The following is a 23895-nucleotide window of genomic DNA, read 5'->3' on the forward strand; positions in this document are numbered from 1 at the left end:
TCGGCTAAGGCCGCAAAAATTGTCGATATGAACGAAAGAGTAGTTAACCGTGAGCGTGATTACAGCCAGCCCTTTTGTTTGGCGATGCGTGCTGCATCGATTCGGTTGCTAGCATTGAGTTTGGCTATGGCTTCGGAGAGGTAGTTGCGCACTGTGCCTTCGGCGATAAAGAGGGTTTCGGCGATGTCGGCGGTGGATTTGCCTTCACTGGCGAGGCGAAGAGCACGGCGCTCTTTATCGTTGAGTGGGTCGACGTCACCAATTGCCATCATGGCAAGTTCAGGATCGATCACCCGTTTACCCGCCATAACTTGTTGAATCGCGTTGACTAAGGTTTCCGAGGGCGCATCTTTTAGCAGAAACCCGCCGACACCGGCTTCGATAGCCCGTTTGATATAGCCCGCGCGGCCAAAGGTGGTAATGACTACGACCTTAGTTTGACTATGTTGATCCTTTAACCAAGTTGCCAGTTCTAGGCCTGTGCGGCCAGGCATTTCGATATCGGTTAGCAAGAGATCAAAGCTTTGCTGTTTGAGTAGGCCTAGGGCCTCGTCGCCGTCACTCGCTTGGGTGATATTAAAGCCTCCCGCAAGCGTGAGGAGTGCGGCGAGCGCGCCTCGCACCATGGCTTGGTCTTCCGCCAATAAAATCTTCATTAATCTGTTGCTCCCTGCAAAGGTAAACTGACGGTAAATGCATATCCCTGTTCGAGATTATAGCTCAAGCTGCCGCCTAAGCTGTCGAGACGTTCGCGTATGCCAGTGAGGCCATTGCCTTCGGCGATAGGTTTACTTGTGCCATTATCTTTGACTTCAAGGATTAGTCGTTCTGGCTGTTGAATAAAGTCGATAATACATTGACTTGCGCCGCTATGGCGTAAAATATTATTCACCAGTTCAGTGACAATTAACCCTAGCTGACTCTCCATTCTGGCGGGTAATTTGGGGATACTGCCTGTTAGCTCGACACTGATCCCTTTTTCCCTCAATAGTTTACACAGTTGTGTCACGCTATCCGCGAGTCCTTTATGTTTGTAATCCGATACAGTATGGCGAATTTGGCTGAGGCTCTCGCGGGCGATTTGACCGAGTTCATTAAGCTGGATAGTGGCTAGTTGGTATTCTTGTTTTTCCAGCAGTTTTTCGGCCAGTTCCGCCTTAAGCGCAATCGAAGATAAGCTGTGGCCCATAATGTCGTGTAGATCGCGCGCGATACGCTCACGCTCAAGCATAGTGGCCAAGGTGGTAATTTCTTGGGCACTTTGCTGTTCTTTTAATTTATGCCGATAACGTCTGCGTTCGGCGACACCAAACATACCCACGCCGAGCACTAACCCCGAGCCGTAAAGCGGAAAGTAGTAACTGTTAAAGTGGTAAATCTCATTGAGGGCAAACAGTAGTCCGATGATGGCAGCAAGCGCCAATAGACAGGTCCTTAGAGGGTAAAAAAAGCCAATGAAAAAAGCCGCAAAGGTGAATAGTGAGATAGATCCTGGGTTGATTGGGGTGATCGCTATTGCTATCGCCACCATAATCAGAATGGGCCGATAGGCGCTACGGTTATTGCACTTATAGGTCCAAAAATAGCTGGCAATAAAAGGGATTAACACAGCAAAACTGAGGGCGATTTTCCAGCTTGGATAGGGATTTATGGCTAGAGGGATAAGATAAAACACTAAGTTTATCAAATACACCCAAGCAAGTTTTCGTTCGAGCTGAAGATGCGTGATTGTCATAATGCCCCTATGAAACAGCGTTGATTGTTAAGCGTTGTTCGTTGAATGCCCGAAGGTGGCATCTGTGTTGATTTACTCTGTTTAGGGATTGGCGCTGGGGTCAGCGCCATCAGTCCCTGTTAACAACTTGGTCTAGTTTGCACTTAATTGCTGATTTTGTTGAAGCAAAAATTTTGCCCAACCGTAATCTGCTTGCACTTTTATAGCCTGTTGCCAATCTTCACTCGCGCCTTGGCTATCGCCTAATTCCTGTTTAGCGAGCCCGCGCCACGTGTAAGCTTCGGCTTCACCCCAACAAATGTCGTCGCAAGGTTGGGCGAATCTTTCTATGGCCGTGGTGGCGAGCGTCTTAGCATTTTGCATGCTGCCGCCAAACATAGCAGGCGTGTTGTAGGCGGCGATCGCTTTAACCAACGCGACCCGTGGATTTTGGGGTTCTAACTGCTCGGCGTTGGCAATGGCTTTGGCTGATTTCATGCCGAGAGTTGCGCCTTTGCTATTGTCTAAGGCGATTTGCATGCCATAAACCGACGATAACAGCGCGAGGGATTCCGCATCAGCTTGGCTGGTTTCTAAGGCTTCTAATGCGGTTTGCGCATTAGTCAGTGCACTGCTGGCGAGGGCTTTTTGTCCCATGACATTGGCGCTAATGGCTAAGCGATAGTTCGCATAGGCTTTGTCGTAATCTTGGGTGCTGGCACTCAGTTGTTGCAGCTGCGCTAGGTTCATCGAGTTTGAGGCCGCATCTATGCTGGTGATGTTGGCGTTAGAGGGCGACGCTGCAAACGTGTGGCTGCTGATAAGCGCTAAGCTTGAGACGAGTAATAATATTTTCATGGTATTTCCTTATTGAGTAAATTTCCCCGTGTTTGGGTACGGACTCATTATCAGAAATTCGACTGGAGAAATGCAGACACAAAGGTCATGGCTTTAGCATGACAAATGTCATCAGTTTAAGGGTGTTAAACTTGTCTTTTTTTAAAAGTGCGAAACCCAGATAGCAAAACACCGGAGAGGCTCCGGTGTTTCAAGTGGATATTACCGCTGGGTGTTATACCAAAGCTTGAGCGCTCGCTTGGTTAATCAGGTAACCCATATAACCTAAATAGGCCAGTAGCAGCACAGAACCTTCGCGGCGGCCGATACGTAATCCCGTCCATGCAAAAGGCAGAATCACTATGGCTAAGGCTAACATCACCATAAAGTCGAAGGGTTGGAAACCGAGTGACGATACAGGATGCACTATGGCGGTAACGCCTAAAATACCCAAAATATTGAACAGGTTAGAGCCAACAACGTTACCGATAGCGATATCGCTTTGACCTTTTAGTGCCGCAATTACTGAGGTCACTAACTCTGGCATGCTGGTACCAATCGCCACGATCGTTAAGCCGATAATGACTTCACTCACGCCGAAGGTTTTCGCTAAATCTACCGCGCCGTTTACAAACAGAATACCGCCGCCAACTAACATGCTAATGCCGACTAGGATGAATAGGCCAGAAAGCAGTGGGTTATTGGGCCCCGCTTCAATCTCTTCTTCATTCTTGCTGTTTTTCGAGCTGATATAGCTAAAGGTTAAATATCCAAACAGCAGTGAAAGCAGTACCACACCGTCAATCAGGCTCAGTTCGCCGTCTAACAAGAGTCCCCAGAACAGCATAGAAGCCAAGATCATCAAAGGGATATCGCGCTTAACCACTTGGGATTGCACTTGGATAGGGCGGATTAGCGCCGTGATCGCTAAGATCAAACCTATGTTGGCAATGTTAGAGCCGATAACGTTACCTAAGGCGATACCACTGTTTCCGGCGAGGGCAGATTTGACACTCACCGCCAGTTCTGGTGCGCTAGTACCAAAGGCAACAATAGTTAAGCCTATGATAAGTGGCGTAATACCTAAGCGTAGGGCGATAGCACTCGCGCCACGCACTAGGGCTTCGGCGCCTAAGGTTAAAATAATAAAACCGCCAATAATCGAGAGTGTAATGAGCATCACGGGACTTTGTTAAACCTATATTGAATGGGAAAGTACAAGGGAATTATCCCTTAGCCGACAGGCGCACATGATACGTGGTTTTATCGGAGTTTGACAGAATATGTCATAAAAAAGCACGCCGAGGCGTGCTTGATTTATGTCGATAACCACATTGGCCATCTCTCTGTTTAGCCGAGTTATTTTTGTGTTAACTCATCTTCCCAGCGAACTTGGGCGCCACGAATGCCATCAACTCGTTCGCTAAAGGCTTTTTCAAGCACATGGCGTTTGATCTTAAGCGTCGGTGTCAGTACATCGTTCTCAATCGTCCAAGGATCGTTAACTACGATAATCGCATCCACATGTTCGTGTGACTCTAAGTGCGGATTCACGCTATCGAGTGTCGCCTTGAGTGAAGCGCGGACTTCTTCGCGGGCTTGCAAACTAGCGCCTTCGGATAATTGCACTAATGCGACCGGATGCGGCAGGCCAGAGCCAATCACGCAGATCAGTTCAACATGCGGGTCCTGCGCCAATTTACGTTCGATAGGCACGGGCGCGACATATTTTCCCTTGGCGGTTTTGAAGTTGTCCTTCACTCGGCCAGTAATGGTCACGCAACCATCGGCATCAATAGAGCACAAATCGCCAGTGTGGAAGAAACCATCGGCGTCGAAGGCTGCCGCAGTGGCTTCGGGCTGTAGATAATAAGCCGTCATCAACCCTGGACTCTTAAGCAGTAGCTCACCATCTTCCCCTTGGCGGATCTGACAATCCTCAACCGGGCGACCCACAGTGCCAATTTTACGGGCATCGAAGGGATAGTTGATAATCGAGTAGGCGCAGTTTTCTGTCATACCCCAAGCTTCACAGATATTCAGACCAATGCTGTGATACCAGTGGATCAGCGACGGCGGAATGGGCGCAGAGCCAGAGCCGAGCAAACGACAATGGTTCAAACCTAAGCCTTTATGGATTTTGTGCTTCACTAAGCTGCTGATTAACGGGATCTTCAGCAATAGATTCAGTTTACTAACACCAATTTTGTCTATGATGTTTTTCTGGAACAGGCTCCACAAACGCGGCACTGAGAAGAATACCGTCGGTTTTGCCCTTTGCACGTCGGCGACGAAGGAGTCGAGACTCTCGACGAAGGCGACCACGCTGCCGGAATAGAAGGATGAACCTTCAATCGCGACGCGCTCTGTGATGTGCGCTAAAGGCAAATAGGATAACAGTCTGTCATTGCCGTCGGTGCGTAAATCACGCACTACCGCTTGGCAGGTCCAGCCATAGCTAGCGAAGGTTTGAATCGCGCCCTTAGGTTGACCCGTTGAGCCAGAGGTATAGATAAGTGTCATCACTTGATCTGGCAGCGGCAGCGGCGCATCAACTAGGGGATAACCTAGTTTAAGTAATTGTTCCCATTGATATTGGGCTGGCATTGTATCGTAGGGCATAGCAAGGCGTAACAGTTCGCCGCCGACACCGGCTTCTTGGTCGGCCCAATGGTCGAGCTTACCGAGGAAAATGGCTTTTGCACCGCTGTGTTGCAGCACATAGCGAATAGTATCTGTGTTGGCCGTTGGGTAAATCGGCACGCTGACATAGCCGCCGTGCATTAACGCGAGGTCGGTGATAAACCATTCGGCGCAGTTTTTAGAGAGTACGGCAATTTTATCACCGCGCTCTAGGCCTAGATGCTGTAAGGCACCGGCCAGTTGCTGAACTTTTTCTTGAACTTCGGCCCAAGTAAAATCAAGGAATTGACCCTTGATAGGTTGGCGTAAATAGACTTGATCCCCCTGAGTCTTAGCCCAGTGCGCCAGCATTTCAATTGGCGTCTTAATCGCTGTATCCATTGGCAATTCCCTGTTCTTTATTGTTATTTTGGCTGCACCCAGTATGGCGAGTTTTGTGAGCCCGCGCAAATAGTTTACAGGATTGTAAAATATGAGAATGGAGCACAAAGCCTACAAGCTGAGTATGAAAATAAGATGAAGAGAATAGTAAGCGGAAACGAGGAGGGGGGCGGCAACAAAAAAGGCGCCGCAGCGCCTTTTTGTTGGTTGAAGTGGAATGCCAGAGCTTACAGCTCCATCACGCCATCCATTTCAACTTGAGAATCCTTCGGCAATTGCTTCACGCCGATAGCTGCACGTGCAGGGTATGGCTGGCTGAAGTAACGGCTCATGATTTCATTCACTTTTGCAAAGTGGCTTAAATCAATCAGGAAGATGTTGAGCTTAACGATATCGTTGATTGAACCGCCCGCAGCAGTACAAACTGCCGTTAGGTTTTCAAATACTTGCACCACTTGCGCTTCAAAATCATCGCTGACAATTTGCATTGTGCTTGGCACAAGCGGAATTTGGCCGGATAAATATACTGTGCTGCCGACTTTGACGGCCTGTGAATAAGTGCCGATGGCCGCAGGGGCGTTTTCGGTCGCTATGATGATTTTTTCTGCCATGACGCTCTCTCTAATGTTGAGTTAATTAACGATTACGGGACGTACGCAGCACTTCGGGCAGTACCCTAATTCGGCGCATCACATTGGCTAAATGGATCCTGTCTTTCACCGAAATCCGCAGGTTGATCAAATACACGCGGCCATCTCGTTCTTCAGTGCTGAGGTTGTGAATGTTCGAACCTTCGGCGGCAATGATCGAAGTGATCTTCGCCAGTGCGCCTTGGTGGTTAACGATTTCGACCCGCAGGTTGGCTTGGTAATCAACGCCTTCGACATTATCCCATTGCACAGGAATATATTTGTCAGGCTCGCCTTGATAACCACGAATGTTAGCGCAGTTTTCCATGTGCACCACTAAGCCCTTACCTTGGCTCACGTGGGCTATCACGGCATCACCAGGAATTGGGCGGCAACAGTTCGCGAAGGTTACGAGCATGCCTTCAGCGCCACGAATTGGCATCATGTGGCCGTCGCGGCTTTCTTGATTCTCAAGATTATCGCCAATCAAACGCTGGGCGATAACGATGCTCATGGCATTGCCAAGGCCGATGTCGGCGAGCAGTGAATCGAGCGTGGTGTGTTTAGTATCGCGAATGACTTTTTCAATCTGCTCAGGCGGAATACTGTCGAGTTTAGTCTTGCCGAGCGCATGGTTGAGCAGGCGGCGACCGAGCGCAATCGCGTCATCACCCTTAAGGCTTTTTAGCACTTGGCGGATTTTGGCGCGGGCCTTACCTGTTACCACAAAGTTCAGCCAAGCGGCATTCGGACGGGCGCCTTTGGCGGTAATGATTTCAACAGTTTGGCCTGAAATTAACGGCTGGCTGAGCGGATACGCTTGGCGGTTAACGCGGGCACCGACGCAGGTATTCCCCACATCTGTATGCACTTCGTAGGCAAAGTCTACCGCGGTGGCATTCACGGGTAATTCCAGAATGCGACCTTCAGGGGTGAACACATAAATCTCTTCTGGGAAGAGTTCAGTCTTCACGTTTTCAACGAATTCGAATGAGGTGCTGGCGCTTTGTTGTAATTCCAACAAGCTTTGCATCCACTTACGGGCACGCACTTGAGTCGTCGTGCCTTGGCCTGTTTGCGCACCGCCTTTGTAGGCCCAGTGTGCAGCGACCCCTTTGTCAGCCATCTGATCCATATCTTCGGTACGAATTTGGATCTCAACGGGCACGCCGTGTGGACCAAACAAAGAGGTATGGAGTGACTGATAACCGTTGGCTTTAGGGATAGCGATATAATCTTTGAAACGGCCGGGACGAGGTTTGTACAGTCCGTGCATGGCGCCGAGTACGCGATAACAAGTGTCGATGGAATCGACTATCACCCTAAAGGCGTAGATATCCATCACTTCTTGGAATTGCAGCTCTTTACTCTGCATCTTGTTATAGATGGAGTAGAGATTTTTCTCGCGGCCTTTAACTTTTCCTGGAATACCCGCATCGTTTAAGCGCGTATAAACAGCGGCTTCAATGCCTTGGATCAATTCTTTGCGATTGCCACGTGCGGCTTTAACGACTTCTTTAAGCACCCGATATCGCATGGGGTAATACGCTTGGAAACCTAAGTCTTCTAACTCTGTCTTGATGTTATGGATACCGAGACGGTTAGCGATGGGTGCGTAGATTTCTAAGGTTTCGCGGGCGATACGGCGACGTTTGTCGGGACGCAGGGCGCCTAAGGTACGCATATTGTGGGTTCTATCGGCAAGCTTGATGAGGATAACGCGGATATCCTGCGTCATCGCCATCATCATTTTACGGAAGTTTTCAGCCTGAGCTTCTTTCTTGTCGCGAAATTTAAGCTTATCGAGTTTTGACACGCCTTCGACGAGCTCGGCCACCGCGACACCGAATAGTTCGGCTAAATCGTCTTTGGTGACATGAGTATCTTCGATAGTGTCGTGGAGCAGTGCTGCCATCAGCGTCTCATGATCAAGACGCATGTCAGCAAGGATGCGGGCAACCGCAACCGGATGAGTAATATAAGGTTCGCCACTCGTGCGCATTTGCCCTTCGTGGGCATCACGCGCAATCTGGTACGCCTGCTTGAGCAATTCTACCTGTTCGGGTTCTAAGTAACCGGAAGCAGACTCCTTTAGACCTTCAAACAGATACAAGTGGCAGCTCTCCTTTTACCTAAACAGGTGTTTACTCAACAACTCTTATAATGAACGGCCTTCAGCAATAGCTGAAACCGCTGCAATTTCAGCGGCTTCACGTTCACGTACCGTTTGACGCTCATCGGCATCTAAGGTGTGAGCGTTAACTAAACCTAGTTCGATTTCACGCAGGGCGATAACCGTTGGTTTGTCGTTCATCTCTTCAACCATAGGGTCTTTACCCTGCACGGCGATTTGGCGAGCACGACGCGCCGCAACCAAGATCATATCAAAACGGTTGCCGATTTGTTCTACGGCGTCTTCTACAGTTACGCGAGCCATGTGTTGAAACTCCAGTTTATCTAGGGAAAAAATGACGCAAAATTGTACACTATGACAGCTATCCTGCCAACAGATCGTGAAGCATATCATTTTGCGCGTGGATCTGACTAGCACCTGTTAAGCGCTGACTGCGAATGATGGCACGCAAATCGGCTAAGGCAGTGTCAAAATCGTCGTTGACGATAATAAAATCATATTCTTTATAGTGGGACATTTCCGATACGGCTTGTGCCATACGGCTGGCGATCACATCGCTACTGTCTTGTCCACGGCCGGTGAGGCGGCGTTCTAGCTCGGCTTTCGAGGGTGGCAGAATAAACACACCAACGGCATCGGGCATCACGGCTTTCACTTGCTCGGCACCTTGCCAGTCGATATCGAGGAAAACATCGATACCTTGGGTGAGCGTATGTTCAATCACATGGCGCGAGGTACCGTAGTAATTGCCGAACACTTCTGCCCATTCAAAAAAGGCATTTTCAGCAATTAAGGCTTTGAATTGCTCAACATTAACGAAGTGATAGTGTTGACCATCGACTTCACCTGGGCGTGGCGCGCGGGTGGTGTGTGATACCGAAACCTGCATGTCGGCGGGCTTGTCTTTAAGCAAGGCCGAGATCAGCGAGGATTTACCTGCGCCACTTGGCGCCGACACAATAAATAAATTTCCGCGTGCGGTCATGAGCTAAATATCCAATTGGTTAACGCAAGAAGGGCCCAGAAAGCCGAGCATTATACCGATTTTGACCATAGAAATACTAGGGCTTGTAGGCCAGCAATTTAAGCCTATTTTAGATTTACTTCGATATTATGCGCATTTTTATCCGACTAGGGTCGTAGGCACTGACAATTGCGGGTAAATTGGTTACGCTCGTGCGAATAAGGCAATGAGTGTCTTTTTGTATCTCGTTTTTACAACAATAAAGGAAGGGTCGTGCTGTTAAAATCTCTTTTCTGCCTTCACGGGCGTGATTCTCGTCCCCGCTTTGTCGCAATCAGTGTTGGCGTTTACGTCTGTATTGCACTTGCCGCCGCTGCTTTTGGGGCTAATTTCCTGATGTATTTACTGGCATTGTTGGGCTTACCTTTATTAGGGCTCGCCAGTTTGCGTCGTTTGGCCGATGCCGATAAGTCAAAAGGCTTGATTGGCGTATTCCTATTACCCTTATTTATTTTCATCGGGCTGTTAACGGCCGATGTGCATATTGCCTTGATCGGCTTGAGTTTAGTGTTAGCTGCTGGACTGACGTTTTGGGGCTGGCGTTTTCCTGCGCCAACCATAGTCGATTATCGCTACGGTTATTTCGGCCCTGAGCTGGATGCGCCCACATCACAAGCTATGCCTAGGCGCCGTGTGGAGCCGACGATCGTTCCAAAGGCGGCTGCTAAAGAGATAGAAACTCAAGATGTTGCCGCAAGACAGGCAGCCAAATCGACCGCCCATGTTCAAGCGCAGCCTCAAGTTGAGCGACATGAGCCGCATGTTGAGCAGTCGCATACACAGGCCATCAGTGCCGCAACGGCCTCTGAGCCTGAGGTGGATTTATCTGCCCATGTTGAACCCATTGCCCCTGAACCAATAGTCGCTGAATCAACAGTTGCAGAACCTATTATCGCCTCGACTATGAGCGCGGCGGATGCCGAACTTGAAGCTCAGCGCCAAGATGAACTGCGTTTTGATGCCCTTACTCGGATGACGCAAAATCCTGCCGATTTTGTGGTGCCCGACAGTCATGCGGATTTTCGCCCAGCTAATGCTAGCCGTATTGAACAGACCAATATTGATTTAGTCGACGTTGATGTCGCCAATGTAGATTTAAAACATGTCGACTTTAACGCGGCCCAATTAGATCCTGCCGAACGCAGTACAGAACCGGGTTGGCGTTTTGCCGCCGAAGAAGATGACGAACTAGATAGCTTTAACGATCGAGATCATGCCGAAGAAGTGCGTCAACGCCGCGCCGAAGCGAAAGATTCTGGCTCGATGACCGAGCTGTTTCGCGGTTTGTTCGAGTTTTTGGCGCCGCTGAAGCGGTTCTTCGTATTACCTAAGATTAAGCTGCCTAAACTGGAACGCCGTTATTGGCGTCCTGCGGGGATAGGTTGTGGTGTTGTGGTCTTGCTCGCCTTGGTTTGGGGTCTTTGGCCAAGTGGCGACGCTGAAACGGGCTACGGCGCAGATGTTGTGACGGTTAACGCGATTGCGCCCTATGCGGGTGAGCGGGTAACGCTCGCGTTACCTGACGGCTTTTCTGTGGCGCTGGAGGATGACATCTTGATCATGCGTTGGCTCGGTGAGAAAGGTAAAGCGCAAAATCTGTGGTCTTTAGCGACGGCAAAGGGCGATAAAACCTGTAGCCTGTTGTCCTTTAACAATGGCACTGACTATCGCCCTGTGACTGTGGACTTGAAAGCCGACTCAGCAACCGAGGCGCGATTCACGCCACTCGACACTCAAGCCATCATAGTGGACCTTGCGCGCCGTGGCAGTATCAGCTTGTGTGGTTATAAGTTCAGCCTTAAGGGCAGCCAAGCGATATTGGAACAGAATCGCACTTTTGGTGATTACATCGCGCGTTGATTTAGACTGCAAGTTAGGTCGCAGCTTAGGTCAGCAACTTAAGTCGATAAAATTTCTGCTTAAATGCTAGTCACAATTAGAGGGGTAGATTACACTTTTGCTCCTCTTTTTCTCAAACCGCGTTTTAAATGCGTTATGCCTTGGTATTGGGCGCGGCGGTTTGGGGAAACATCTTTAAATTTGAACTGAATATATCAATCCAGCATGAATACAGAATTGACCTTAGTCATTATGGCTGCAGGGCTAGGTAGTCGTTTCGGCGGCGATAAGCAATTGGCAGCGCTCGGTCCCGCTGGCGAACCCATGTTGGTGTTATCGATCATGTCGGCCATTCGCAGTGGCTTTCAGCGTGCTGTGCTGGTGATCCGCCCAGAGTTAGAAACTGAATTAACTGAGATACTGACACGGTTTTTGCCCGCCGATTTCGCCTATCATTTTTGCTATCAAGCCCTAACGGATTTACCCGAAGCGGCGCAGCTGGCTGATCTCAGTCACAGGCTTAAACCTTGGGGCACGGCCCATGCACTGTGGAGTGCACGCCATCTCGTTAAAGGGCCAATGGCCGTTATCAATGCCGATGATTTTTATGGTGATAGCGCTTTTGTCTCGTTAGCCAAAGGCTTAAGCATGAGACCGACAGAGTGGATGATGGTGGCTTATCCCATAGAACTCACATTGTCGGAGCACGGCGGTGTTAACCGGGGTCTGTGTCAGGTTGAAAATGGTCAGCTTAAATCGGTTGCCGAATGGCTCAATATCGCCGATCAAGCTGGTCAATTGGTGGGTGATGGCCCACAGGGACATGCGAGTTTGCCGCCCGAGTCCTTGGTCTCTATGACATGCTGGGGCTTCTCCCCAAGCATATTTGATGTTATTAAACGTGAATTAACCGAATTTATCGGGCAACAGGGTCAACAACCTAAGTCTGAATGTTACTTGCCCGCCATAGTACAAGCGGGCATTGAGCAAGGTTTGCCTGTCTATGTCGATGTTGCCTGTGAGCCTTGGCTCGGCGTGACTTATCCGCAGGACACTGTCTGGGTAAAACAAAAATTAACGGAGTTATTGAGTGATTAAACTCATCAGGCAGTCAGTGTTGCCTCATTTTGGTATTGAAGCCGCCGAGGCAAAAATTTCTGCCCTCGGTAATGGCCACATCAATGACACCCTTTTGGTGCGCTGGCCTGCGGGCGAATTAGTATTGCAGCGAATTAATACTGAGGTATTTAAAACGCCCAACGCTTTGGTTAGCAATGCCGATAAAATTAGCCATCATTTATGCGCTAAATCGTTGCAGCAACAATACGGCCTGAAAGTCGTTAGCCCTTGTTTAACCCAAGAGGGTGAATTGGCTATCGATTTAGGCGAACAAGGATTTTGGCGCGCGATCAGTTACTTGCCCCATAGTCTCAGTATTGAAGTGGTTAAGTCGGAACAAGAAGCAGAGATGGCGGCTAAGGCCTTTGGTCACTTTGCTTCAGCCTTGAGTGACTTTGATGCAACTCAGCTCGAAGATGTGATCCCCCAGTTTCACCATTTACCGGGACGCATGGCCTTGTTGCAACAGGCCGCCGAGCTCGATAGCCAACACCGTTTAGATCTCTGCCGTCATTGGGTTGATTACGCGTTATCTCAGCAGGCTTTGCTGGATGAACTTGCGGAAATATCGCCAAAGCTACCGCTGCGAATTTGCCATAACGACACTAAAATCAATAATATGCTTTTCGATAAACGCGACATGTCCAGTATGGCGATTATCGATTTAGATACCTGCATGAAAGGTCATCTGATGTATGACTTTGGCGATATGGTCCGCACCTTCTGCTCGCCAGAGGAAGAAGACTCAACGGCCTTGGATAAAGTCCAAGTGCGCCAAGATATCTTCGCCGCGATTTGCCGTGGCTACTTGAGCGAGTTGGGTGATGTCTTAACGGAAGACGAAAAACGCAGTCTATGGCTTGGCGCGCGGGTGATTTGTTTGATGATAGGCGTGCGTTTTTTAACGGATTACCTTAACGGTGATGTGTATTTCCACATCCACCGCGAAGGCCATAATCTGGACCGCGCCGCCAATCAGTTTACCTTGTACCAAAGTTTGCTTGACCAAGAGACGGTACTTAAAGCCTATTTCTAAGTCAGGATATGGATCTTGGTGATTGCGCCAGTTTCTAGTTCCAATGCACTGATAAACAAAACGCCCAAGGCTTTGCTTTGGGCGTTTTGCTTTAATACGATTGTTATAAGCCCTAGGCAGATGGCATTTCATCCGACATAATCGAGCAATATCCCTTAATATTATATGGATTTGTGCTTGGTATGGATTCACCTGTGGCGCAGCCGTTAGTCACTTGTTCACGGCGCAGCGAACGTAACTCTTGGTTAAGATGTACCCTGCGTCGCTCGCAGCAGGAGGCGGTTGCCTCGTCTATGATGACGGCGACCAGCGATAACTTCTTTAATGCCTACGCTATTTTTCTCGGTGCCAGCCTGGCGCAGATGGGCTTTGTCACAGGTTTACCTCAGCTTTTTGGCGCTATCTCCCAGCTTTTATCTGTCTGGCTCGCCAGCCATTTTTCCCGCCGAACTTTTATCGTCTTTTGCGCCGCCTTTCAGGCCTGTGTTGTGCTGGCGATGGGCGCGTTAGCCGCTTTCGGCCCTGAACATGCGGTGTGGATCTTTATCGCTTTAGCCGTTGGTTACCATGGCTTTATCAATCTAATTCAACCCCATTGGCGGGCGTGGATGGGTTCTATTGTTCCCGAACGGCGCCGAGGCACTTTCTTCGCCGCGCGCACTCGGCTCACTATGGGGGCATCTTTGAGTGTGTTCTTTATTGGCGGCGGCATACTCACCTTAACCGACTCGATGCAGATGGCGTGGCTGGGCTTTAGTCTGTTGTTTTCAATCGCGGCGATGGGGCGGTTTGTGTCGGCTTGGCTACTGCTGCAGATGCACGATCCCGATCCGCGCGAACCCAAACAGCGCGGCATATTTTTGCAGACGATTGGTCATTTTCGTGAGGCGTGGAAGGATAAAACTTTTCGTCAGTACAGTTTATTTGTCGCCAGTATGCAGGGCATGGTGGCGATCTCTGCACCATTTTTTGCCGTTTATATGTTGGAAGGCTTGAAGTTTACTTATCTCGAATTTGTGTTCGCCAGCGTGGCTTCGATAGCGACTCAATTTGTCACCTTGCGATTTTGGGGTCGCTTTAGCGATCAATTCGGCAATCGTTTAGTGATGATCATCACCAGTTGTATGATCCCAAGCTTGCCGCTGATGTGGCTATTCTCGGATAACTATCTGTATATCTTAGCTATCCAAGCTTTCTCTGGCTTGGCGTGGAGCGGCTTCACCTTAAGCACGGCAAATTACCTTTATGATATCCGCCCCTTTCGCAGTGACTTTGCGACCTACGCCGCTTTGCAAGCAGCCTTGAGTGCGGCCTGTGTATTTGTTGGCGCGATATTGGGCGGCACTATTGCCTCCCATGCGGCGGACTTTTTAGTCTGGTCGGGTTGGGATAGCGTGTTATCTAGCCCTATCTTCGTGGTGTTCTTAGTCTCGACCGTACTGCGAGCCTTAGTGACACTCTGGTTTATTCCGCGCTCGGTCGAACCTAAAGTGCGTCCAAGGCCGCAGTTACTGCAACTTATTTTCCGTATCCGCGGCTTTAATGCGATTTCGGGCGTGAGCCTCGATTGGCTCACTGTGGTAAAACGCCGCAAGCAATAGGGCGTACAGCTAAAGCGTATAGTCGAAAAACTTACGGCTTTGCGGGCCAGCGCTATTACTGTTCACCTTATTGGGATGTTTATATTCATGCCAAGCCGCAACGTGTGTGCCAGCGTTTAATTTAGGAAAATCCAGTCCATGCTCGCTGGTGTTGACGCTTTGTGGTTGACCCTTTCCTTCCTGTAATAGCTGGTTTGGTGCACTTTTTATTTGAGAGTCCGAGAGCGCCCTATCCGTCACTTGGCCTAAGGTTGGGCAATCCGTGGTTAACCCTAAGAATTGCAATAAGCGACTCAAGCTCCCCGCATGGCTTATATCGAGCGAGATAAAATCTTCGCGGCCTTGAAAGTAAGCGAACACTTCGTTTTTATGCCTTTGATAACAATCAATAAGATGTGCCTTGTCTGCGGGATCCGCCACTTTATCGATAGCAAACGTGTGCCGAAAGCTGCGTTTCATAATCGGGTGAAATCGCCCCGATTTGGCTTCTAAATGCGGCAGCATTTTACCTAGCAGCATCTGCATTGAAGGCACCCACTTCACCATATCACGCTCGAGGTAGACAAATTTGGCCTGCGGAAATAGACCATCAAGCTGCCGATAATCACTAAAACAGGGCACATCAGAAATCGCATCGGCCAACATAAACGCCTGTTTAGTAAAGGCCATGTGCGCCACTTTAAGCCCTTGCTCCAATAACGCCACACTCACACTCGTCGTACCCGTACGCGGTAGGCCTATGATAAAAACCTTCAACTTTTCCTCTCTTGCCTGTTCACTATTGAGCGTACTGGATTGTTCGGGATGCATCTCATCTGGCGTGGCAATCTGTGAATGACCAGTGTGCTGCGTATTTGCGGCATGATCTGCATTGCCAATATGTTGTGCATTAGCAGAACATTGTGCGTGAGCAGAAGCTGTTGAATTGTTGGCATTATCAGGCATAGATTGGGCTCAGAATGTGTGTGCAAGCGGTGTAGTGTAAGCAATGAGTTTTCATATCGGCGTTTCACATTGGCATGTCAAATCAGCGGCGGCAGTATATCTCAGCGCGAAGGCTTTGTCGGTGGTTATACATAAAAGTCACGCACCACCGTATTGTATGACAGCTGTACGATAAAATGGCTGACCGCAAGGCTTAGAAACTGAGCTCCTGGATTACCAACAAGGCTCATTTCCATGCATAGCCATGTTGGTATTGATGAGGCGATTATCCGTGCTATTCGACTCATAATGTGAGGCGAATAGGTTTGTTATTCGCCTCATTATGTGAGTAGAATAGGCTTGTTATTCGACTCATGGGGTAGATATGTGGATTTGGCAGCAAGCTGATTGGCCTAAGTTTCATTGGAACACCAGCAGCATTGATGCCTTGCTGCGTCAGGTCTATTTCAATCAGGGCCAGCTGCTTGGCAAGCAAATGCTAAGTCACGACGACAGCCTGTTAACGTCAGACGCTGCACTCGACACCTTACTCGCTAACATTATCCATTCCAGTGCCATCGAAGGTGAAAAGCTCAATGCTGCTTCAGTGCGCTCATCCTTAGCTAAAAAACTCGGCGTGACTGAGGAAAAACCGTATCCGACCACAGCGCAAACCGATGGTTTAGCTGACATTATGCTCGATGCCTTAAAAAATTTAGAGACTGAATTAACCCTCGAACGGATATTAGGCTGGCATCAGCAGTTATTTCCCCAGGGTTATACGCTGTTTAACCCCGTTATTGGTGGAACGCTGCGTGGCGATACGCCTATGCAAGTTGTCTCAGGCCGCATTGATAAACCAACGGTGCATTTTGAGGCCCCCTCTCGAGCGACTTTGGACGCTGAACTCTCGCAGTTTATCGGATGGTTTAATGCATCACGGCAAGCGCAGGTTTTAGATCCGCTTATCCGCGCGGCGATAACGCATCTTTGGTTTGTGACTCTGCATCCGCTTGATGATGGTAATGGGCGCATCACGCGTTTATTGACTGATTTAGCTCTGGCGCAAGCGGAAAAACGCTCAATTCGTTTTTACGCTATGTCGGTCAGTATTCTTGCCCGTCGCCAAGCCTACTATGACATTTTAGAGTCCACTCAAAAGGGCGATGTCGATATTACTCCTTGGTTAGTCTGGTTTTTTGAAACCCTCAATGACTGCTTACTCAATGCGATGGCTGATGTGAACAAGACTCTGCTAAAAACTCAGTATTGGCAAAGTGTCGACCAATCTTTATTGAGTCAGGAGCAAGCCAAAGTGCTCAATCGGATGTTAGATGGCGATTTTGAACTAGGGATTAATAGTAGCCAGTACCAAAAAGTCGCGAAGGTGAGTCGCGCCACCGCCACCCGTCATCTTGCTCAAATGGTTGAACAGCGGTTTTTAGTTAAAGCCGACGCCGGCGGCCGAAGTACCAGATACTTATTGCCGAGTGGGAAGTAGGTTGTTTCAATGAGCTTAATTCGCTAAATAAATGGCTAAGCAACCTCAAGTTGTTGAAGCTAGCTGTTTGAGTTGCTTGGCGACGGATCATTTAGCTTAATAAGTATTTCTTAACGACATGCTCAGTGTAATACAGCGGAAAAACGAGATGTTTTTGCTCAAGGGCCGACGAGCCTTGAGTTCCTGTCAACTTGATCGTTTTATGTGGATTGCATTTCTCTATATATGACTGTAGCGATTTAGCTCTTGTGCGTTTGCCACTTTTTACTTCGACAGGGATGATATCCCCTTCATCCGTTGCCAAAATAAATTCGATTTCGGCGCGGGCGTCATTCCATGAATAACTTGGGTCAATGCCAATGGCGGTGAGTTCTTGCTGCACAAAGTTTTCTGCCACATACCCTTTGTATTCATAGTTTTGTTGCTTGATCTCTTTATAACTACTACCCAGCATATGATTGAGCAGGCCTACATCAAACAGAAACAGCTTGACCATATTTTCTTTTTTATAGGCCGCCAGAGGCGATTTCGGCAACCCTTCAATAGGATAGTTTGGCAAGGCTAAGCGGCAGCAGTTAAGCCAATGGATTGCGGTTTCAAAATCGCTATAACGAGATTTACGCTCATGCACATGTTTAAATTTAAAGCGTTTAACGGACTCATCGCTCACAAGTGATAGCTGCGCTGGAATGCTATTGAACACCGATTCAATTAGTGTGGCATCGACCTTGCCCGCGTATTTACCAAAATCGCGGCGATAACCTTCAACTAAATCGGCATGAATTTTAGAGACTTTTTCAACACGCTCTAAAATGCTTGATTCTTTAAACTGATACCAAGCAGAAACCGCTTCCGGCATACCTCCTGTAAAAAAGTAGTCCGTCAGTTTCTCCATCAATTTAGTGTGTACTGCCGCCGTGCTTGCCTGGGCTTCAAAGGCTTTGATTAGCGTTTGTTCGTTTGATGCGTAAATAAATTCTTGGAAGGTCAGTGGTCGTAAATTGTATTGCTCTACCTTGCCAACGGGAAAGGTGTTGAGCAAACCAATGTTTGAGCCGCTGGCCGCGACAAAATAGGAAGGTGCTTTTTCAGCAAAATACTTTAGTGAGGTAACGGCACGTTCACATTCGCCAATTTCATCTAAGATCAGCAGATCGGTTTCTGGGTTGAACGTTTGGTTGGTCAACAGCTCAATGTTCATTAACAGCTCGTCAGGAGACAATGAGCCATCGAACGCTTGTTTGTAAGCTGGGTTTTCAAGGAAGTCGATACGAAGGACGTTGGTAAACGTATTACCAAACAACTCTTGCAGCAGATACGTTTTACCCGTTTGCCTCGCGCCATCGATCAATAATGGCTTACGCATAGGTTGGTTTTTCCACGCAATTAAGGCGTTGAGTAAGATGCGCTGCATTGTCTTTTCCTGCCTATTAAGATTGTTAATCGGCCTATACTATAACCTATTTTACACATTTACGCGCATAAAAGTGGGTGTTTTATCATTTTTATGCGCATTAAAGTGCGCATAGAATTCGCTTGATGATGGTAATGGGCGCATCACTCGCCTATTGACTGATTTAGCTCTGGCGCAAGCGGAGAAACGCTCGATTCGTTTTTACGCTATGTCGGTCAGTATTCTTGCCCGTCGCCAAGCCTACTATGACATTTTAGAGTCCACCCAAAGGGGCGATGTCGATATTACTCCTTGGTTAGTATGGTTTTTTGAAACCCTCAATGATTGTTTACTCAATGCGATGGCTGATGTGAACAAGACTCTGCTAAAAACGCAGTATTGGCAAAATGTCGATCAATCCTTATTGAGTCAAGAGCAAGCCAAAGTGCTCAATCGGATGTTAGATGGCGATTTTGAACTAGGGATTAATAGTAGCCAGTACCAAAAAGTCGCGAAGGTGAGCCGCGCCACCGCCACCCGTCATCTTGCGCAAATGGTCGAGCAAGGCTTTTTAGTGAAAGCCGACGCCGGCGGCCGAAGTACGAGGTACTTATTGCCGAGTGGGAAATAGAGGCAAGTTTACCTTTGTGGTGGTGCTCAATGATCACTTGCCGAACATCTTTCCCGTGTGTAATGACGGCCTATGTCGTAATTAATCGATTAGTTTAAAGCCAAGCAGTATTCACTCCCTATCGAAAAAGACATTCTTAAAATCGCAATTTGAATCAAGTTGTTATGTGATATATTCGCTACAACTTTGATTGTTAGTCTTGGGGCACATCTGGCTATGGAACAGGTCGGGATTTACGAAAAGCTGATTACTCAACTCGTTGAGAAGCGCTTAGATAAGGACATATTTTTTGTTGGAGAAAGGAAGCTAGAGGTTGCTGAGGCAAGTATTTGGCTCTCGCGTTTTCTGACTAAAGTAATTGAATATGTGATTAATTCTGTTCCAGCAGATGAAAACCAAGTGTTCAATCAAATTAGTTTGGCTAATCGGTTAGTGATGTGGCTAAAAGATCACATCAACGATGATGATTTTATTAATGAAAATCTCATCGATAGCCAAGGTCGGATACTCACGGCTCTTTTTAACAAACAAAATCCGCTAGCGACTGATTTACCTAAATATACGACTGCCATATTTCCATTAACGGGGCTGACTCAGAGCGAGCTTTTTTGCGGTAGCAATGCGGGATTATCACTTGAGAGTGAGCTTAAACGTGAGATCCGCTCATCAGATAAAATCTATTGGCTGGTGTCATTTATCAAGTGGGCGGGGATTCGCATCTTCAAAAATGAACTTGAGGAATTTACACGCAGTGGTAAAGAGTTACGTATCATCACGACATCTTATATGGGCGCGACTGATGCTAAAGCCGTCGAGTTTCTAGCCAGTTTACCCAATACCCAAGTTAAATTAAGTTACAACACTAAGCGTGAAAGGCTGCATGCAAAGTCTTATTTATTTTTACGGAATACGGGTTTTCATACCGGTTATATCGGTTCTTCAAATCTATCGCATTCAGCATTAACTAGCGGGCTTGAGTGGAACCTTAAGATCACTACCCAAGAAATTCCCCACATCATAGAAAAATCGCTCAGTACCTTTGAAACTTACTGGGAATCGAACGAATTTGAGCTTTTTAGCGGTGATACGAGCAGTAAAGAAAAGTTAAACAATGCGCTCAAAGAAGCGAAAGGCAGTGGCACTGAATCGAGTTTATTTCATTTTGACATTAAGCCGTTTGCGCATCAGCGAGAAATCCTCGAACAGCTTGCAGTAGAGCGAAGCGTTCATGGCCGTTTTAAAAATCTCATCGTCGCGGCAACCGGCACGGGTAAGACGATTATTTCCGCGTTCGATTTCGCGCGGTTTTATAAACTGCATCCAGAAGCCAATTTTCTATTTGTTGCCCATAGGCAAGAAATTTTACAGCAAGCCCTCGGCGCTTATCGGGGTGTGTTAAAGAACAATCAATTTGGCGAGTTGTGGGTAGCAGAGCATAAACCTAATAGTTACAAACATTTATTTGCATCTATCCAAAGCTTGAATCTGCAACTTGATAACCTGCCATTAGTTGCTGATTTTTATGATTATATTGTGATTGATGAAGTCCATCACGTTGCTGCGAATAGTTACCGTGGGCTATTAGCTCATTTTGAGCCGACGATTTTACTTGGGCTCACGGCAACCCCTGAACGGCATGATGGTGTGGATATTTTGGCTGACTTCTGCGGTGTCATTGCCGCTGAAATACGTTTACCCGAAGCCATTAATCAACGGCATTTATGTCCATTTCAATATTTTGCGATCGATGATGCGACAGATCTTCGCAAGTTAAATTGGAGCCGTGGTCGTTATGACGTCGCTGAGCTGAGTAATTTATACACTCACAATGATCAGCGTGTGACGCGCATTATTCGCAGCCTAGCTGAAACCGTAACTGATATAGACAATATTAAGGCATTAGCCTTTTGTGTCACCAAGGAACACGTCGAGTATATGGCGAAGAAGTTCAATTTGGCTGGGATCAGCGCCGATGTGCTGACCAGTGATAATAGCGCTGAACGGCAACAAAAACGGCAGAGCTTGGTCAGTGGCAAATTATCCATTTTGTGTGTAGTGGATATTTTTAACGAAGGTGTCGACATTCCAGAAGTGGACACTTTGTTGTTTTTACGGCCAACGGAAAGCTTGACCATATTCCTGCAGCAACTTGGCCGTGGCCTGCGTCTCACCGATGATAAGCAGTGCTGCACAATATTAGATTTTGTCGGCAATTCACGCGATGAATATGATTTTTCTCAGAAATTTAGAGCGTTAGTCGGTAAAACCAATCAGTCGATTAAAGATGAAATTCTCAATGATTTTCCGCATCTACCGCTAGGGTGCCGAATTGAACTTGAGGAAAAAGCACAGTCGATGATTTTGCGTAATATTAGCCGCGCAACGCTCAATGCCAATCGATTAACCAGTCTAATGGCAAACTTTAAACATCAAACTGACTTGCCGCTCACGCTAGGCAATTTTTTACGCATGAATCCGCAAGTGAGCCTTGAAGATATTTATCGCATAAAGATTAATGGCCAAAGTGGATGGACCTTGTTAGTCGAGGCCGTTCAGGGGAATAAGATTGCAGAACCTGCAGTTCAGCCCGATTTAGCCAAGGCTTATTATCGCGCGATTAACTTCCACTTACTCAGCTGTACTTCATTATCCTATTTAAAATTTATCAAACAGTTATGCGAAAATGATTTTGTATTTGACGGGCAAGATCCTATTCAAAATCAGTTTGCCTTGATGTGCCACTACAACTTTTGGGATAAATCAGGTAAGGCTTTAAACGTTAAAAGTTTAACAGCTAGCTTGCAGATGCTACGCAACAAACCGTTACAGGAAGAGTTATTGGCCGTATTGGCGATACTGATCAACCGGATACACCATCAAGAAATGGATTTGGAATTAGCGCAGCCCAGCGCATTGAAAGTGCATTCTCGTTATACTCGTGAGCAAATTTTAGCTGCGATGGGTGCAAGCACATTTGAAGCTAAATCGCCTTCAAGAGAAGGTGTGCTTGCGATTAATGAGCAAAATCTTGAATGTTTATTTGTGACGTTAAACAAATCAGAGAAGCAGTTTTCACCGACAACCATGTATCACGACTATGCCATTAGTGAACATCTGTTCCACTGGCAATCGCAAAATAGCGCGCGGCCAGAACTAGGTAGGGGTCTTAGTTATATTGAGCAACAAAAGCTGGGGGAAACCGTGCTGTTGTTTGTTCGAGAGCAGTCAAAAGATGAAAATGGCCGCACTATGGGATTCGTGAATTTTGGCAAAGTGCATTATGTCAGCCATAACGGTTCACAACCCATGAATGTCACATGGCGATTAGAACAACCAATCCCTGATGTAATGTGGCATGACGCGGCTAAACTGGCAGTGGGCTAAGTACTACTTCCTCAGTCTTTTCGCCAGCTTCTCCATCAAAAACTCAATTAATACACTCACCTTAGTCGGCAAATATTTCCTCTGCGGATAAACCGCATAAACGCCATGTTCGGGGAGGGGATGGTCTGTGAGTAAAGCTTGTAGGCGGCCTGTTTGTAAGTCGGCTTCGACCATGAAATGGGGTAGGTTGGCTATGCCTAAACCATCGAGTGTGGCTTGGTGAATGGCATCACTATTGTTGACTTGGTAGTTACCGTTCGGCTGAATGCGCGTAGTGCCCTGCGGGCTTAAGAAGGTCCATTCTACGCCATCTTGAAAATAAGAGTAGAACAAGCAGTTGTGCTGGGTTAATGCCGAAGGTGTGGCAGGTAAGCCATGCTGAGCAAGGTAACTTGGGGATGCGCAAATCACACTTAAACACGGGGCGATTTTACGGGCAATAAGGCTAGAATCTGGCAGATCGCCGATGCGAATCGCTAGATCGAACCCGCCCGCGATCAAATCGGTAGTCTTATCATCCATTTGCATTTGTAGCTGGATTTTTGGGTAACGGCGCAGAAATTCGGGGATCAAAGGGGCGATATACAGACGACCAAATACCATAGGCACTGCGATGCGTAGATGGCCTTGGGGTGCTTGTTGCAATTCGGATATCGCATCCAATCCTTCTTGGGCGAGTAGAACGGCGGGGCGAACATAGTCGTAATAGCGGGTGCCCGCCTCGGTGAGACTCAAGCTGCGAGTGGTGCGGTGCAAGAGTTGAATACCCAGATTTTGTTCTAATTGGGTAATACGTTTGCTAACCGCCGATTTACTGATCCTAAGCTTTTGACCTGCCAATGAAAAGCTACCGCATTCCACCACAGTGACAAATATAGGTAAGGCCGAAAAGTGTTCCATACTATGTTCCACGAGTTAATCAACTTAGATGCGTGTCGAGCTGTTTAGCTGTGCCGCCGATTTTGATGCCCCTCCTTCGATCTTGCGTATCAATCCCTTCATTTATTCAATTAGTTGTAGGCACTTTGGTGTTAGTCCATGAGGCATAAACTCTACACTTATGATTGTTATCGTCAACTAATGCTCAACAATGAGTTTCAAATTC

18 protein-coding genes and 1 pseudogene are annotated in these 23895 nt (G+C 47.7%); 7 read left to right on the forward strand and 12 right to left on the reverse strand.

Annotated features, from left to right (window positions below; genetic code table 11):
* Positions 1-59: 59 nt before the first annotated feature.
* The 9 genes from Q4Q57_RS07775 to gmk all read right to left on the reverse strand — a co-directional run bounded on the left by Q4Q57_RS07775 (position 60) and on the right by gmk (position 9323).
* The gene (locus Q4Q57_RS07775; protein WP_311890471.1) at positions 60-656 is read right to left on the reverse strand and encodes a response regulator transcription factor; all 597 of its coding nucleotides are present in this window, start codon (positions 654-656) and stop codon (positions 60-62) included.
* Positions 656-1735, reverse strand: a complete 1080-nt coding sequence (locus Q4Q57_RS07780; RefSeq protein WP_311890472.1) for a sensor histidine kinase — start codon at positions 1733-1735, stop codon at positions 656-658. Before Q4Q57_RS07780 ends, Q4Q57_RS07775 begins: the two co-directional genes overlap by 1 nt.
* A gap of 132 nt (positions 1736-1867) precedes the next feature.
* The gene (locus Q4Q57_RS07785; protein ID WP_311890473.1) at positions 1868-2572 is read right to left on the reverse strand and encodes a hypothetical protein; all 705 of its coding nucleotides are present in this window, start codon (positions 2570-2572) and stop codon (positions 1868-1870) included.
* A gap of 214 nt (positions 2573-2786) precedes the next feature.
* On the reverse strand, positions 2787-3731 hold the full coding sequence (locus Q4Q57_RS07790; RefSeq protein ID WP_311890474.1) for a calcium/sodium antiporter: 945 nt from the start codon (positions 3729-3731) through the stop codon (positions 2787-2789).
* A 179-nt stretch (positions 3732-3910) separates the two neighbouring features.
* Positions 3911-5575, reverse strand: a complete 1665-nt coding sequence (locus tag Q4Q57_RS07795; RefSeq protein ID WP_006079836.1) for an AMP-binding protein — start codon at positions 5573-5575, stop codon at positions 3911-3913.
* A 227-nt stretch (positions 5576-5802) separates the two neighbouring features.
* Positions 5803-6186, reverse strand: coding sequence for a RidA family protein (locus tag Q4Q57_RS07800; protein ID WP_006079838.1), 384 nt, complete (start codon positions 6184-6186; stop codon positions 5803-5805).
* 25 nt (positions 6187-6211) lie between these two features.
* A complete protein-coding gene (spoT, locus tag Q4Q57_RS07805; protein WP_006079840.1) occupies positions 6212-8317 on the reverse strand; it encodes a bifunctional GTP diphosphokinase/guanosine-3',5'-bis pyrophosphate 3'-pyrophosphohydrolase in 2106 nt (701 codons plus the stop codon).
* A gap of 45 nt (positions 8318-8362) precedes the next feature.
* A complete protein-coding gene (gene rpoZ, locus Q4Q57_RS07810; RefSeq protein WP_006079841.1) occupies positions 8363-8641 on the reverse strand; it encodes a DNA-directed RNA polymerase subunit omega in 279 nt (92 codons plus the stop codon).
* 58 nt (positions 8642-8699) lie between these two features.
* Positions 8700-9323 carry a guanylate kinase gene (gene gmk / locus Q4Q57_RS07815; RefSeq protein WP_106648352.1) on the reverse strand — a complete coding sequence of 208 codons (624 nt, stop codon included), beginning with the start codon at positions 9321-9323 and terminating at the stop codon, positions 8700-8702.
* 252 nt (positions 9324-9575) lie between these two features.
* Between gmk and Q4Q57_RS07820 the strand changes: the two genes are divergently transcribed.
* From Q4Q57_RS07820 to Q4Q57_RS07835, 4 genes are all read left to right on the forward strand, one after another.
* Complete coding sequence (locus Q4Q57_RS07820) at positions 9576-11222, forward strand: hypothetical protein (RefSeq protein WP_311890475.1); 1647 nt, start codon at positions 9576-9578, stop codon at positions 11220-11222.
* Between the two features lie 204 nt (positions 11223-11426).
* Positions 11427-12299: an NTP transferase domain-containing protein gene (locus tag Q4Q57_RS07825; protein ID WP_259590846.1), complete on the forward strand. Its 873-nt coding sequence runs from the start codon at positions 11427-11429 to the stop codon at positions 12297-12299.
* On the forward strand, positions 12292-13356 hold the full coding sequence (locus Q4Q57_RS07830) for an aminoglycoside phosphotransferase family protein (RefSeq protein WP_311890476.1): 1065 nt from the start codon (positions 12292-12294) through the stop codon (positions 13354-13356). The genes Q4Q57_RS07825 and Q4Q57_RS07830 overlap by 8 nt, the downstream gene beginning before the upstream one ends.
* A gap of 182 nt (positions 13357-13538) precedes the next feature.
* Entirely contained in the window at positions 13539-14957 is a 1419-nt protein-coding gene (locus Q4Q57_RS07835) for an MFS transporter (RefSeq protein WP_311890477.1), read from the forward strand.
* Positions 14958-14966: 9 nt separating this feature from the next.
* Here the strand turns inward: Q4Q57_RS07835 and Q4Q57_RS07840 are convergent, their stop codons facing one another.
* Positions 14967-15902 (reverse strand): sulfotransferase, encoded by a 936-nt coding sequence (locus Q4Q57_RS07840; protein ID WP_311890478.1) that lies wholly within the window; start codon positions 15900-15902, stop codon positions 14967-14969.
* Positions 15903-16266: 364 nt separating this feature from the next.
* On the opposite strand from Q4Q57_RS07840, the gene Q4Q57_RS07845 reads away from it, so the two are divergent.
* Positions 16267-17382: a Fic family protein gene (locus Q4Q57_RS07845; RefSeq protein ID WP_311890479.1), complete on the forward strand. Its 1116-nt coding sequence runs from the start codon at positions 16267-16269 to the stop codon at positions 17380-17382.
* 91 nt (positions 17383-17473) lie between these two features.
* On the opposite strand, the gene Q4Q57_RS07850 is transcribed toward Q4Q57_RS07845, so the two are convergent.
* Positions 17474-18796, reverse strand: a complete 1323-nt coding sequence (locus Q4Q57_RS07850; protein ID WP_311890480.1) for a DUF4143 domain-containing protein — start codon at positions 18794-18796, stop codon at positions 17474-17476.
* A 121-nt stretch (positions 18797-18917) separates the two neighbouring features.
* On the opposite strand from Q4Q57_RS07850, the pseudogene Q4Q57_RS07855 reads away from it, so the two are divergent.
* Both Q4Q57_RS07855 and Q4Q57_RS07860 read left to right on the forward strand, forming a co-directional pair.
* Positions 18918-19406: pseudogene (locus Q4Q57_RS07855) on the forward strand (Fic family protein); the annotation flags it as partial.
* Positions 19407-19622: 216 nt separating this feature from the next.
* A complete protein-coding gene (locus Q4Q57_RS07860; protein ID WP_311890481.1) occupies positions 19623-22790 on the forward strand; it encodes a DUF3427 domain-containing protein in 3168 nt (1055 codons plus the stop codon).
* A 3-nt stretch (positions 22791-22793) separates the two neighbouring features.
* Here the strand turns inward: Q4Q57_RS07860 and Q4Q57_RS07865 are convergent, their stop codons facing one another.
* Positions 22794-23690, reverse strand: coding sequence for a LysR substrate-binding domain-containing protein (locus Q4Q57_RS07865; protein WP_311890482.1), 897 nt, complete (start codon positions 23688-23690; stop codon positions 22794-22796).
* Positions 23691-23895 lie beyond the last annotated feature (205 nt).

The organism is Shewanella sp. SP2S2-6 (genome assembly GCF_031931965.1).
GTDB classification, from domain to species: Bacteria; Pseudomonadota; Gammaproteobacteria; order Enterobacterales; family Shewanellaceae; genus Shewanella; species Shewanella baltica.